Origin of the sequence: Streptomyces sp. NPDC091287, assembly GCF_044768525.1 — a bacterium.
Taxonomy (GTDB): Bacteria; Actinomycetota; Actinomycetes; order Streptomycetales; family Streptomycetaceae; genus Streptomyces.
This window is the reverse complement of record NZ_JBIVUV010000020.1, coordinates 162,466-176,363: the sequence shown is the minus strand read 5'-3', so window position 1 is coordinate 176,363 and position 13,898 is coordinate 162,466. Positions and strand designations below refer to the sequence as shown.

The window sequence follows — 13,898 nt, the reverse complement described above, 5'->3', positions numbered from 1 at the left end:
CGCGCGGGTCAGCGGCGGCCATGCCCGCCCGGGCCGTCGAATCCATCGGTGTCGAGGCGACTGTTGCCGTGCTCGATCTCGTCGATGTTGCGGTCGCGGGTGTCCTTCATCATCCGGACGTTGCTGACCGTGGCGTCGGTGATGCCCACCAGCGCGTCGCGGATGGACAGCATGGTGTCCTTGGTGGTCTGCCGCTCCTTCTGCTCCTGCGGCTTGGCCTTCTCCGAGAACTCGCTGTTGGTGCCGGGCCACGAGACCGTGGGAGCCAGCTCGTCGAGGAACTCCTCGGTCATGCTCCTGGTGAGCGTGCCGATCTCCTCCAACTGGCGTGCCAGGGACTCGATGCGGTGCGGGTCGACGTAGTACCGCTGTCCCATCGTCAGTCCTCTCCCTCGTCGCCGAGCGCGTCCCGCCAGACGGGGGTGGCCGGGCCGCCCCGTGCCGGATCCTCGTCGTCCTCGCGCAGCACCTCGGGGCCGAAGATGCGCTCCCAGTCCAGCTCGAATCCCTTCAGCTCCGGGACGTTGCTGCTGGGCTCGGCGAAGGGGGCCATCGCCCGCATCACATGCCGGTTCATCTTCAGGCGTGCCGCGCTCGCTGCCTCCAGGACGCTGGCGGCCAGCTCCTGCGGTGACATGTCGCGGTACTTGTTCTCCAGGAACTCGATCCCGGTCAGCTCGCCCTGCGGGCCCGCGGTGGCCCGGACCGCGCGGTCGGAGGAGAGCGCGGCGAACGACGCCGTCCGCAGCTCGCGCTCGGTGCGCGCGACCGCCTCCTGGGCCGCCTCCAGTTCGGCCATGGCCTTCTCCAGGCGCTTCTCCAGCGGTTCCGTCACGCCCGCTTCCCTCCTTCTGCCTCGGTCTTCTCCTCCGTACGGGCGACCGTACGGCCCCCGCGTCCCGCCGGTGCGTCCGGGCCCGGAACACGGCCCTGAGCGCCCCTCACCTGCCGATGACGGCCGGGGTACCGCCCTCCTCCGTGCCCCACACGTCCGCGTCCTCCTCCAGGTAGTCGGCGGAGGTGGCGGGCCTGCGCTCCTGATCCGCCTCCTCCTCGGGGGAGTTGCCGCCGGTGGTCGTCACCCGGGGGGCGGGGGCCAGGAAGGTGTCGCTGTCCTCCTGACGGTTCCACGGGCTGCGCCGGCGACGGTTGCGGCGCTCGCTCTCCTCCGCCGCGTCGACCAGGACGGCGCGCACGCGCTCGCCGTTGCCCTTCTCGCCGCCCGCGCCCATGCCTCCCATCCCGCCGCCCATCGGCATACCGGGGCTGCCCGGCGTGCCCGGGGCGCCGGGGGCGCCCGGGCCGCTGCCGCCGGCACCGGGGGTCGCCGCGCCGGCCGAGACGCTGTCGGAGAGCGGGGCGACCTGGCCGGGGATCTCCGAGGACGAGAGGCCCGCCCCGGGGAGGCCGCCGCCGGAGGGTCCCGCGCCGGCCTGGGCCACGCCGAGCCCCAGGTCGGAGAAGGAGACGTCCCGCGTGTTGACCCCGTCGCCGCCCCCGCCCGCACTGCCGCTGCCACCGACTCCCCGGAGGGCATCGAGGTCGAGGTCCCGGCCGGTGCCGGGCCCTTCGGTGTCCCGATTCCCGTTGAGGTCGCCGAGGTTGCCGAGGTCGCGGTTCTGTCCGAGGTCCCGCAGGTCGTCGAGGAAGTCCGGACTCCCGTCGTTCCCAAGCGAGTTGAGCTCGTCGAGGGTGACCGTCCCGGTCCCGCCCCGCGGGTCGGTGACGGTGGTGAGGCCGGTGTCGGGGTCGACGGAGTGACGGGAACCGTCGGGGAAGGAGTTGACGAACCGGCCGTTGTCCAGCGAGGAGACGGACCCGTCCGGGTTGGTCACGTCGGCCCCGTGGGTGAGGTCGGTGGTGACCCTGGAACCGTCCGGAGCGATGCTGGTGAGCTGCCCCGTGTCCGGGTCGAAGACCGCTTTGCCGCCGTCCGGGAAAACCGTGGCGAAGTCGCCGTTCTCCAGTCCGGTCACGCTGCCCGTGGAGGACGTGAGGCCCGCGCCGTCGGTGTTGAGGTTCCCGAGGTCGCCCAGGTCGTTGACGGTCTCCCGGTCGCCGAGGTCACCGGGGGACTCCGTGGGCAGGTCGGCGTTGATGTCGCCGAGGTCGCCCAGGTCCCGCAGGCTGCCCAGGTCCCCCGGGCCTCCCGTCCCGTCCGGGTCGTTGAGCCCCCCGAGGCTGCCGAGGTTCTCGGTGGTGACGGTGCCGTCGGGCGCGGTGGAGGTCGCCTGGCCGGACCTCGGGTCGACGACCTGCGTCGTGCCGTCGGGGAACGTGGTGGTCAGCTTGCCGTCGTCGCCGAGAGAGGTGACCGAGCCGTCCGGGTTGGTCACCCGGACGCCGTCGCCCAGGCCCTGTGTGGTGACGCTCCCGTCCGGGTGCGTGGTGGTGAGCAGCCCGCTGTCCGGGTCGAACGAGGCGCTGCTGCCGTCCGGGAAGTCGGTGGTGAGGCCGGAACCGTCGAGCTGGGTGCTGCCGCCGGTCGGAGTGGAAAGGGAGCCGCCCGCGCCGTTCGGATTCCCGAGGCCGCCCAGGTTCTGGGTGATCGCGTCGTTGGCCGCGTCGGCCGGGTTCTTCGTGTTGCCCGGCCCGTTGAGATTGCCGAGGTTGCCGAAGTTCTGGCCGGCAGGCAGGGGCCCGCCGACCGGTGCCTGCTGGTTCTCGCCGCCCGGGTTGTTGACGTCTCCGAGGCTGCCGGGGTTGTTGACGTCTCCGAGGCTGCCGAGGTTGTTGACGTCTCCGAGGCTGCCGAGGTTTTCGGACACCGCGTTGTTCACATCGTCGAGGCTCGGGGGGTTCCCGCCGCCGGGACCGGGGGTGTTGAGGCCGCCGAGGTCGCCGAGGCTCTCGGTCACCGGAACGTCCTGCTTGAGGTTGAGCAGTTCGTCGAGATCGCCGAGGTGCTCGCCCCCGCCGCCGGGCCCGTTGATGTTGCCGAGGCTCTCCTCCATCTGCTTGGCCTGCTCCTCGGCCTCCCGCTTGGCCTCCTCCTGCTCGCGCCGCTGCTCCTCGCGCAGCTCGTCCGCGTACCGGCGGTCCTCGTCGCGCTGGTTGTTCTGCTCCTCACGCAACTCGTCCTGGAGCTTCTTGTCCTCTTCACGCTGGAGCCGCTGCTCCTCACGCAACTCGTCCTGGAGCTTCTTGTCCTCCTCGCGCTGGAGCCGCTGCTCCTCACGCATCTCCTCCTGGAGCCTCTTGTCCTCCTCGCGCTGGAGGCGCTGCTCCTCACGCAGTTCGTCCTGGTACCGGCGGTTCTCCTCGTTCTCCTCGTCGAGCTTCTCCTTCTCCTCCTCCAGCTTCTCCTTCTCGTACTCCTCGCCCGCCGTGCTGGTCGACTTGGGCTCGGGCACGTTCTCGGTGAAGTCGTCGGAGAGCGAGAGGAACTGGTTGTTGAGCTTCGACTGCACCTCGCGTGCGGGGACGACGAGGAGTTCGTCGACGGCCCGGCTCCAGATGTCGACCGCCTTGTCGCCGACCTTCGCCCAGTTCGCGATGTCGTTGAGGTCTCCGTAGTCCGGGTGCACCTGGGTGAAGCCGGGCTGCGGCTTATGGGTGACTGACGTGGTGTACCGGGAGGTGTACGACTGGATGTCCGTCTTCGCCACGTTGTTGGCGTCCACCCACTGGGCCAGGTCGTCGAGGACGTACCGCAGGACCCGGTGGGGGTCGTAGTAGTCGGACCGGGCCCAGGTCAGCCACTTGTCCAGCAGGGTGCGGGCCGCGTCCTCCAGGTGGGTGCGGCCCAGGGACAGCGCCCGGGAGTACACGGTGGAGCCGGTGCCGTTCTGGTCGCCGGTGCCCGCCGTGTTGTTGAAGGTCTCCACGTAGTTGTCGTAGTTCTCGCGGACCTTCCTGATGAGGCTGATGAAGACCTCGGCCGCTTCGCCCTTCCAGCTGGCGTCGTCCCGGCCGAAGCGCTCCTCCCACTCCTTGAGCAGCGGCGCCTGGTCCTTGAAGAACTTGGCCGCGTAGTCGAAGGACTCACCGGTCCTGTTGAAGGTGTCCAGGTCGACGATGCCCTTGTCACCGGCCCCCTCCCCGCTGAAGCGGCCGTCCCCGCTGTTGCCCCGCAGCAGGGCGAGGAGCGCCGCCCGCGGCCCGTTCATGTACCGGGCCAGCGGGATGGTACTCATCTTGTCCTTGTTGTAGTCCGTGAACTCGTTGCCCTCACGGACGCTCACGTCCTCGACGTCTGTCGAGTCGGTACCGGCGAAGATGACCTCGTCACCCGACTTCACGCGCCCCTCGAAGACGATCCGGGCCTGCTTGATGGAGCTCTTCTTTCCGCTGTCGAAGAACCAGATGTCGTAGTCCTGACCCTTGTTCTGCAGGAAGCCGGAGTCCTTGACGAGCAGGCCGAGGCTGCGCTCCTTGATGTCCATCCGGAAGAGCTTGCCGCCGTGGTCGGAGCGGAGCGTGTCGAAGATGGTGGAGCGATCGGGCACGGGGTAGCCGGTGAGGTGCTTGACGAGTTCCGCCCAGTTGTCGGAGGACGCCGCGTCCGTCTCCCTGTACTTGTCGACGTTGCCCTTGGATTCATCGTCGTACTGGTCGGCCACCGGGCACCCCTCTGGTCATGTGTCGTCCTCGCCGCCGGCGTGCGCGGGTCGTGCTACTTCTCTTCCGTGCCCGTGGACCCGCTGGTGAGCGTGTCGACCTCTTCGAAGGTCTGGAGCAGCGTCTGGGCGTCGATCGCGTCCAGGTTCTTGTTCTTGGTCTTCTCCGCCTCCTCGATGGTGTCGGTGAGGGCCTCCTTGAGCTCCTTGAAGAGGTCCATCTGGTCACCGAGCAGCTTGTCGAGGGCCGTCGCGGCTGTGGTGACGCTCTCGATCAGCGTCGGTCCCGAGACCAGCTTCTCGGTGTTCATCAGCCCGAGTCGCAGGATCTGCTGGTCCTGGGCGAGGTTGTCCGGTGTCGTGTAGCCCTTGATGAGCCGGCCGAGGGGCCGGATGTGGGCCTCGCCCTCCTCACCGCTCCCGTCCTCCCGGTGCTGCTTCGCCTTCACGTACACCGGGTGCACCTCGTTGTCCCGGAAGTTCTCCATCTGCTTGAGGTCGAAATGCTTGACGTCGGCCTTCTCACCGGCCATGAGGCGTCCTCCTGCGGTCGGAGCGGGACAGGGTTACGGGAAACGGGGGCGGGGAGCCGCTCGGTGGCCGCGCGCGGGCGGGGCGCACGCACGAAGGCCGGGGCCCGCCCTCCGCACCGTACGGACGGAGGTGAACCCCGGCGGTGACTATCGGGCGCGCACACCGCCCCAGTTGTCCGCGCTCCTGCGCTCGTCGCGGGAGTGGTTGTCGTGGATGCTCTGGACGAGCTCACCGCTGTCGCCGAGGAGCAGGGCCATGTTCTTGGTCGCCTGGTCCCACTCGGCCTGGACGCCGCGGTACATCTGCTGGTCGTCACCCTCCCACGAGGTCACGAGCGGCTTGAGCTCGTCCTCCAGGTTGTTGAGGGTGGTGATGATCTGCTGGGTCTGCTGCTTCAGCTCCTCGATCGCGTTGCGGACCGTGGAGTACTGCACATCGATGATGCCGTCGGCCATGACATCTCCTCTCGGGTGGCCGGGCCCTGGGCCCGGGGGTGCTCACAGGTTCCGGCCTCCGCGAGAGGGGCCGGTGCCGTCGGGGACGGGTCAGCGCAGCGCCTCGAAGACGCCCTGGCTGGTCTTGCTGTTGAGCACCTCGGTGAGGTCCTGGTTCTCCTTCGCCAGCCGGTCGGCCGAGGTCACGTTCTCCTGGAGCGCGTCGACCATCTTGCTGATCTGGACGACGACCTTCTGCGCTTCGCCGTTCCAGCTGCGGAACAGCTTCAACAGGGCCTGACCCTCGTCACCGCCGACGCCCGAACGCGCGGCGATCTCGGCGACGTTGTTCTGGATCTTCTCGACCGCGGCCCGGGCCGACTCCAGGGAGGAGACACCTCCCAAGCCCTTGGCATAGTCCGCCCGCCTCTGGCCACTGTCCGCCATGTCGCGCTCCCTTCGTTGAGTCTCGGTGAGTCTCGTTGAGTCACTTCTCGTCGCGCCGTTGCCCGTTGAGGCTAAAGAGAAATACCCGCCCGGCGCAACGCATGTAAGGAAGATTTGAGCATAGGTCGGCTCGTCAGAATCCTTCCATGCCAACGGAGTTGTCCGAAGGTTTCCACAAAGTGAACGGGCCCTGCCCCTTGGGCGTCCGGACCGGTCGATGCGGACGGAAAACGGGCAGCCGGAGAATCCGAACGGTCATCGAGGCGGCCCGTTTCCAGTGCCGTGCGCCCCTTTCACGGGATTCCTCGGAAGGGTGAGCGCTCAATTGTCTGAGCTTTTTCTGAGGTTTCCCTCCGTGCCCGGTCCGCACCGAATGACGCCCCGCCGACGCCGAGTCATGTGCGAAATTCCGCTTCCCCGCCCTTTTCCCTTTCTTCGGCACCGTATGGGCCTTTTGCCTGGATCATGGCTGGGAGTCGACTGTCCCGGCTGCGCCGGGAGCGCCACATTTCGGGGCGGTGACCCTGGGCTCCGCGGCGCCGGAGGCGGCGGCCGGATCGAGGTCCGCGCCGGTCGGCAGAGCGGCGAGCAGGGGTGCGGGGACCGAGCCGATGTCCCCCTCCCCGTAACCGAGTGCCGTCAGGGAGTCCTTGGCCGGGACCCGGTACTTCACGCCGTTGTCCGCGACCAGGTAGGTCGTTCCCGCGTGTGCGGCACCGCTCGCGTGCAGCGCCCGGACCAGGGCGCCGTGCCCGGGGCGTACCACTGTGGCATCCGTCCGGGCGCAGGCGGCGGCCAGCGGCCGGGCGGTGCCCTGCGACACCGCGACGGGGGCGAGCCCGGTCAGCGGGACCAGCACCGACCTGATCCTGGCGCCGCCGTTGCCGCCGTCCACCTGTGCGCAGAGCGCGGTGCCGCGCGGCGCGGACTGCGGGACGGGCGGGGTACGGGGCAGCTCGGCGGTCGCGGAGCCGGCGGGGGCAATCTCCTTGGACCGGTGCGTACGCAGCACGTCCGCGCCGACCGCCCGGGCCTCGGGCGAGCGCCCCCGGTAGGCGTCCTTCTGGGTGGCCGGGTCCCCCAGCACCAGGGCGGCCTCCAGCCGGGACAGCGGCACCAGACCGTCCTTCCGCAGCAGGTGGTACGTGCTGCCGCCGCCGACCACGCTGACCTCGAAGAGCTGGCCGATCCTGCTCGGTTCGCCGCCGAGCACCGGCCCCTCACCTCCGCGGCCCGGCACCTCCGGCGGCTTCAGGGCCGGCCCGGGTGCGAGTGCGTCGAGGAAGGCCGCCGAGACCGGCATCGCCCGCTCGGAGCCGTAACCGAGGGCGTTACGGGCGTCGGAGTCGGGGTCCAGCGGGAGTCGGCTGCCCCGCCACACCAGGTACGCGGTGCGGTCCGGGCCCTGTACGAGCACCCCGCGGTCGGCGCCGACACCCTGGGATTCCAGCGGCGCCCCGGCGACCACGGTGGTGGCCCCGGGCCGCTCCACACCGGCGGCCGCGACGGCGCCGGAGGTGCTGGGCAGGGCGCCGTCCGGTCCGGTGACGCACAGGTGCCAGGCGCCGGCGTCGAGCCCGCCCGGGCCCGGCAGGGTGTCCGGGGCGCCGGGTATCCCGGCCGGGGACCCCACGGGGACGTCCCGCAGCGAGGCGGTGGAGACGTCCACGGCCTTGAGGTCGGAACCACCGATCAGCCGCGCCGAGGCGTAGTTGCGCACCGGATGCAGTACGCCGTCGGTGCCGGTCCACAAGTAGCGGGCCCCGGTCTCGCGGTTGACCACCAGGTGCTCGCCCTTGCGCCAGGTGTCGTTCCCGCCGGGCCGCAGCAGCCCGTAGACGGTGGCGCCCGCCCCGATCAGGACGGTCACCAACAGGCCGAAGACGACACCCCGAGTGGTGCGGCCCAGGGGGCTCTCCGGAGCGTCCGGGTCGGCCGTCAGCAGACCCGAGCTGAGCCTGCCCATCATGAAACCGTGGGCCTGGACCTGGTCGCGCTTGGACTGCACAGCCTCTCCTCAACTCGCTTCTGGTGGAACGGCGCACGGGGGGTGGCTCAGCCGAACAGACCGCGCAGCCAGCCGAAGAGGCCCGCCACCCACAGGGTGAGCGGGAGCAGCGCGACGGCCAGGCCGGTGTGCGCCAGCTCCGCCGCCCGGCCCCAGTACGGCAGCACCCGCCGACCGGGCACCGTCCAGGAGGCGGTCACGAGGACGGCCGCCGCGGCGAGCAGCACCCCGAAGACCACCACGCGGCCGTCGGCGTCGCTGTCGACCGCCCAGGCCCGGGCGAGCAGCAGCAGCCCCCAGATGCCGGGCACCGCCAGGGTGAGGCGCTGGCCGATGTGGACCAGCCCCCGGGAGTGGAGGAGAAGCAGCAGGGTCAGCGCGAGCGCGGTGAGCGTCTCGGGCAGGTCCGGGGTGTGGGCGAGGACCGCCAGGGCGGCGGCGGCGATGGCGCCGGTGGCGGCGAAGAGCGCGGTGACCCAGCGTCCGGCGAGTTCGGTGCGCTCGGCGACCTCGTCGCCCGCGTACGGGTCGATGCCTTCCTGGAGCTGCCCGGCGGAGGACGGCAGCGCGGGCATCCGCATCCCGGCCAGCTTGAAGGCGAAGGGGGCCACCGCCCCGGCGGCGAGCGCGACGACCGTCGCCACCAGCGCCACCGCGGCCGCCGCGTCCAGGCCGGTGTAGCCCATCAGGGCCCCGGAGACCGCGGTGGCCACGGCGACCACCGCGGTGGCCAGCAGAGCGGGGGCGCCGACCGCGGTGGCGGCGAGCGCGAGGACCGCGCCGCCCGCCGCCGCGGCGCCGGCCGCGAGCAGCCGCGCCCCCGCGACCTGCGCGGCGTCGGGGCCGGAGAGGTCGCCGCCCGGCAGCACCCAGCCGACCAGCGCGAAGCACGGGGCGACCAGCAGGGCGAGCGCGGTGGCGGAGAGCCGGTCGCCGACCGCCCGGCTCGCGGAGCCGGCACCGGCGAGGAGGAGCACTCCGGCCACCGCCGCGAGGGCCGCCCGGGTGGTGGCGGAACCGCTCACTCCCGGCCGGAACACCAGCAGGAGGGCGGCCGCCACGGCCGCCACGGCCGTGCCCACCAGCAGGCCGCGGGCCGCCCCGGCGTGCCAGGTGTGCAGCCGGCGGCCCACCGTCTCGGCTATCCCGTCGACCAGGTCGTCGAGCCGGGCCTCGGGGAGCGCCTCGGTGTGCGGGCGCAGATGGAGCACGGTTCCGTCGGCGAGCCCGGCGCGGGCCAGGGTGGTCTCCTCGTCGAGCGGGGCGTCGCCGAGCCGCTGGAGCACCCAGCCGGCGTGGTCGAGCCCGGCCTCCTCGGCCTCCTCCCCGACGTACCGCAGGAGGGTGGGGAGCAGATCGGCGACCGGTACGTCGGCGGGCACGGCCAGATCGATGGTGACGCTCGGCGCACGTACGGTCAGGCGGCACGATTCGGCCACCGCACTGTCGGTCATCAGCAGAACTCTCGTCTTCCGTGCAGGCTTTGACAGAGGACTTCCCCGGGAGAGGGAATGTGCGAACAGTACGGAAAGTCCGCGCGGCCGTGAACCGGTGGGCCGGGCAGGGAATTTATGCCCGCACACCCGGCGACCGCCCCTCCCGCGTGGACAGGTCGCGTTCCGTGAATGCAGACTACTGCCTGCGGCCACCGGTCGTGCTGCGGACCGGGCTCCGAATCCGGTAGGTGGTTGGCCATCACGGAAGTTGACCGCTCCGCGCTATCCGCTCGAGACATTCACCCGGCGTTCATCGGGGCGCGTGCCGCCCCGGGAATCAGCCTGGTGCGGTCTTTCCCCCTGCCGGGTACGCCGGTATTCGGCGGGCCGGAAAGTCAGTGAACCGGAGGTTCTGTTCCTTGAGTGTCGTGCTGTTTCGCCGCCCGGCCCGCAGGCGCGGGCCGGAGATGCCCGACGGGCAATTGACCCTCCAGGAGCCGCCCGTCCTCGCCGAGTCGGTGCCCGACACCTCGGCGGTGTGGACCTACCTGCCGATGGCGCTGATGTCGGTGTCGATGATGCTGATGTTCCTGCGCCCCGGCGGCGGGAACGGTGTCTTCATGTATCTGGCGATGGGCGTCATGGCGCTCTCCGCCGGTGCCATGCTGCTGGGTCAGCTGATGCGCCGGTCCAGCGAGCGCAAACAGCGGCTGAAGGGCGAACGCCGCGACTACCTGCGCTACCTGGCCCAGACCCGCAAGCGGGTGCGGACCACCATCGCGGAGCAGCAGCGGGCGCTCGCCTGGCGTCACCCGGAACCCGCCTCGCTCCGCTCGCTGGCCCGCACCAGCCGGCTGTGGGAGCGCCGCCCGGCGGACGAGGACTTCGGCGAGGTCCGGCTCGCGGTCGGTGAACAGCAGCTGGCTCTCACCCTGAACCCCGTCTCCACGCGCCCGGTGGAGGACCTCGAACCTCTCTGCGCGCACGCCCTGCGCCGCTTCATCCGCGCCTACTCCACCATCCCGGAGCAGCCGCTGGGGCTCTACCTGCGTTCCTCGGCCCGGATTCTGCTGCGCCCGGAGGAGGCGCCGGGCGAAGGGGTCGCGGAGGCTCCCGGGGAGCGGGGCGAGGAGTCGGACGGTCCCGACGCCGTACGTGCCCTGGTGCGCGCCGTGCTGGGACAGCTCGCGGTGTTCCACGCGCCCGAGGAGTTGTGGATCGCCCTCTGCGTCAGCGACGAGCGGCGCCCCGACTGGGAGTGGGTCAAGTGGCTGCCGCACGTGCTGGATCCGCACGAGGAGGACGGCGCGGGGCAGGCCCGCCGGATCACCGCCGACCTCAGCGAGCTGGACGACCTGCTCGGCGCCGAGTTCGCCGAGCGCCCCGGCTTCGACCCGGACGCCCGCCCCGGCCGTGACGAGCCGTACACGGTCGTCGTGCTGGACGGCGTCACCGTCCCGGAGGGCCACCGCTGGGAGGGGCACGGCTACCGCAACGCCCTGATCCTCGACGCCTCCGGGGCGCTGCGCTGGCGGCCCGGCCGCAACACCCTGCGGCTGACCGTCGGGCCCGCCCGGGTGAGCCTGGTGCGCACCGACCGCAGCCGCAAGGAGCGGTCGGTGCCGCTGGGCGTTCCCGACCGGCTCGGCCCGCTCGGCGCTCAGTCGCTGGCCCGGCTCCTCACCCCGCGCCGGATGAGCCTCGGCGCCGACATCGCGCAGCCGCTGGACACCGACGTCGAGCTGACCACCCTGCTCGGCATCCCCGACCTGCACCGGCACGAACCGCAGTCCCTGTTCGACAAGCACTCCGGCTCCGGCCGGCTGCGGGTGCCGGTCGCGGTCGGCGTGGACGGCCGCCCGGTCGAGCTCGACATCAAGGAGTCCGCGCAGGGCGGCATGGGCCCGCACGGCATGCTCATCGGCGCCACCGGGTCCGGCAAGAGCGAGTTGCTGCGCACCCTCGTCCTCGGCCTCGCCCTGACCAACTCCTCCGAGACGCTCAACTTCGTGCTGGTCGACTTCAAGGGCGGTGCCACCTTCCTCGGCCTGGAGGAACTCCCGCACACCTCCGCCGTCATCACCAACCTCGCCGACGAGGTCGCCCTGGTGGAACGCATGCAGGACGCCCTGCACGGCGAACTGATCCGCCGTCAGGAGCTGCTCCGCTCGGCGGGCAACTACACCTCGGCCCTGGAGTACGAGCGGGCCCGCGCCGCCGGGGCGGATCTGGCCCCGCTGCCCAGCCTGTTCGTGGTGGTCGACGAGTTCAGCGAACTTCTTTCCACACACCGGGAGTTCATGGAGTTGTTCGTGATGATCGGCCGCCTCGGCCGCTCGCTGGGCGTGCATCTGCTGCTCGCCTCGCAGCGCCTGGACGAGGGGCGCATGCACCAGCTGGAGAGCCATCTCTCGTACCGCATCGGGCTGCGCACCTTCTCCGCGATGGAGAGCCGCGGTGTGCTCGGCGTCCCGGACGCCTACGAGCTGCCCGCCGCGCCCGGGAGCGGCTATCTGAAGTCGGGTGTGGAGGCCCTGACCCGGTTCCGCGCCGCGTACTCCTCGGGGACGTACCGGCGTCGGACGGGTGCGGTGGTACAGGCCAGGGTCGCCAGTCAGGTGGTGCCGTGGACCAGTGGGTGGGTGGTGCCCCGCACCTTGGAGACCCCGCCCGAGCCGGAGCCCGAGGCGGAGGAGGGGGCCGAGGACGAGGAGGCGCTGCTCGACGTGGCGCTCGACCGGCTGCGCGGCTCGGGGCCGGCCGCCCACCAGGTGTGGCTGCCGCCGTTGGACGAGCCGTCCCCGCTGGACGCCCTGCTGCCGGGCATCGCGCCGGACGAGGGGCGCGGTCTGGTCGCCGCCGGGTGGCCCGGCGCCGGCCGGCTGCGGGTCCCGGTCGGCCTCGTGGACAAGCCCTTCGAACAGCGCCGTGACCCGCTGATCGTGGACCTTTCCGGAGCGGGCGGCCACGTCGCCGTCGCGGGCGGTTCGCAGAGCGGCAAGTCCACGCTCGCCCGCACGCTCATCGCCGCCCTCGCGCTCACCCACACCCCGGCCGAAGTCCAGTTCTACTGCCTGGACTTCGGCGGCGGCGGGCTCTCTCAGCTCGCCGCGCTCCCGCACGTCGGCGGGGTCGCGGCGCGGCTCAACCCGGAGCGGGTGCACCGTGCGGTGGCCGAGGTGATGACGCTCCTGGCCCGTCGCGAGCAGTTCTTCGTGGACCACACCCTCGACTCCATGCAGTCCTACCGGCGTCGCCGGGCCGCCGGGGAGTTCCCCGAGGAGCCGTTCGGGGATGTGTTCATGGTGGTCGACGGCTGGTCCACGGTCCGCCAGGACTACGACGACCTGATCCCGAAGTTCAACGAACTCGCCGCCCGTGGCCTCAACTACGGGATCCACCTGATCATCACCACCACCCGCTGGGTGGAGCTGTCCGCCCAGGTCCGCGACCAGGCCGGCACCCGTCTGGAGCTGCGGATGGGTGACCCGATGGACTCCGAGATCGACACCCGCAAGGCCCGTTCGGTGCCGCGCTCCGGCGGCCGGGGTATCACCGCCGACAGCAAGATGCATTTCCTCGCGGGCCTTCCCCGCCTGGACGGCAGCGGCTCCCTGGAGGACCTCGGCGACGGCGTCGCCCACCTGGTCGCGGAGATCTCGCGGCACTGGCAGGGGCCTCCCGCCCCCCAGGTCCGGATGCTGCCGCACCGCCTCCCGCTCGCCGACCTGCCCGCGCCCGAGGCCACGGAGGGCGGCGGCATGCGCCTCGCGCTCGGCCTCGACCAGGACGCCCTGGAACCGGTCTGGCACGACTTCAGCCGCACCCCGCACCTGATCGCGGTCGGCGACACCGAGAGCGGCAAGACCAACCTGCTGCGCCTGATCACCAAGGGCATCACCACCCGGTACGCCCCCGAGGAGGCGAAGATCATCGCGGTGGACTACCGCCGCAACCTGGTCGACGCCATCCCCGAGGAGTACCGCATCGGGCACGTGATCTCCCTCGACAACCTCAACGAGACCATCGAGGGCGCGGCCCGTGCGATGAAGACCCGTGTCCCGGGCGCGGACATCGCCCCGGCCCGGATGCGCCGGTGCGACTGGTGGACGGGGCCGCGTCTGTTCATCCTGGTCGACGACTACGACATGGTCTCCGGAAACTCCTTCCAGAGTCCCTTCGAGCCGCTCTTCGAGAGTCTGACGCTCGGCTACGAGATGGGCCTGCACCTGGTCGTCGCCCGCAGCGCCATGGGTGCGGGCCGCGGTCTCAGCGACGGTCTCGTCCGCCGCCTCGACGAGGCCAACAACCCGGCGGTCCTGCTCTCCTGCCCGCCCACGGAGGGCCGTCTCTTCGGCAACGCGAAGCCGCTCAACCTCCCGCCGGGCCGGGCCCTGCACATCGCCCGCCGCAAGCCGCGGCTGATGCAGACGGCGCTGGTGGAGGAGGGCTGAGCGTACGGACCTGCGGCGCCCTCCCC

The 13,898-nt window shown here is 71.4% G+C and carries 9 protein-coding genes; 1 reads left to right on the top strand and 8 read right to left on the bottom strand.

The genetic code is table 11. The features are described 5' to 3' along the window. Positions 1-8: 8 nt before the first annotated feature. From ACIQRW_RS30555 to eccD, 8 genes are all read right to left on the bottom strand, one after another. A complete protein-coding gene (locus tag ACIQRW_RS30555; RefSeq protein ID WP_403766274.1) occupies positions 9-377 on the bottom strand; it encodes a hypothetical protein in 369 nt (122 codons plus the stop codon). A gap of 2 nt (positions 378-379) precedes the next feature. Continuing rightward, entirely contained in the window at positions 380-835 is a 456-nt protein-coding gene (locus tag ACIQRW_RS30550) for a YbaB/EbfC family nucleoid-associated protein (protein WP_403766271.1), read from the bottom strand. Between the two features lie 106 nt (positions 836-941). After that, positions 942-4,562 (bottom strand): AAWKG family protein, encoded by a 3,621-nt coding sequence (locus ACIQRW_RS30545; protein WP_403766268.1) that lies wholly within the window; start codon positions 4,560-4,562, stop codon positions 942-944. Between the two features lie 53 nt (positions 4,563-4,615). Next, positions 4,616-5,092, bottom strand: a complete 477-nt coding sequence (locus tag ACIQRW_RS30540) for a type VII secretion system-associated protein (protein WP_403766265.1) — start codon at positions 5,090-5,092, stop codon at positions 4,616-4,618. A gap of 147 nt (positions 5,093-5,239) precedes the next feature. Further along, positions 5,240-5,548, bottom strand: coding sequence for a WXG100 family type VII secretion target (locus ACIQRW_RS30535; RefSeq protein WP_003970670.1), 309 nt, complete (start codon positions 5,546-5,548; stop codon positions 5,240-5,242). Positions 5,549-5,638: 90 nt separating this feature from the next. Then, entirely contained in the window at positions 5,639-5,974 is a 336-nt protein-coding gene (locus tag ACIQRW_RS30530) for a hypothetical protein (RefSeq protein ID WP_003970669.1), read from the bottom strand. A 463-nt stretch (positions 5,975-6,437) separates the two neighbouring features. After that, entirely contained in the window at positions 6,438-7,982 is a 1,545-nt protein-coding gene (gene eccB / locus ACIQRW_RS30525; protein ID WP_403766262.1) for a type VII secretion protein EccB, read from the bottom strand. 47 nt (positions 7,983-8,029) lie between these two features. Beyond that, the gene (gene eccD / locus ACIQRW_RS30520) at positions 8,030-9,436 is read right to left on the bottom strand and encodes a type VII secretion integral membrane protein EccD (RefSeq protein ID WP_403766259.1); all 1,407 of its coding nucleotides are present in this window, start codon (positions 9,434-9,436) and stop codon (positions 8,030-8,032) included. Between the two features lie 401 nt (positions 9,437-9,837). Here eccD and eccCa point away from each other — a divergent pair, with 401 nt between their 5' ends. Continuing rightward, complete coding sequence (gene eccCa / locus ACIQRW_RS30515; protein ID WP_403766256.1) at positions 9,838-13,872, top strand: type VII secretion protein EccCa; 4,035 nt, start codon at positions 9,838-9,840, stop codon at positions 13,870-13,872. Positions 13,873-13,898 lie beyond the last annotated feature (26 nt).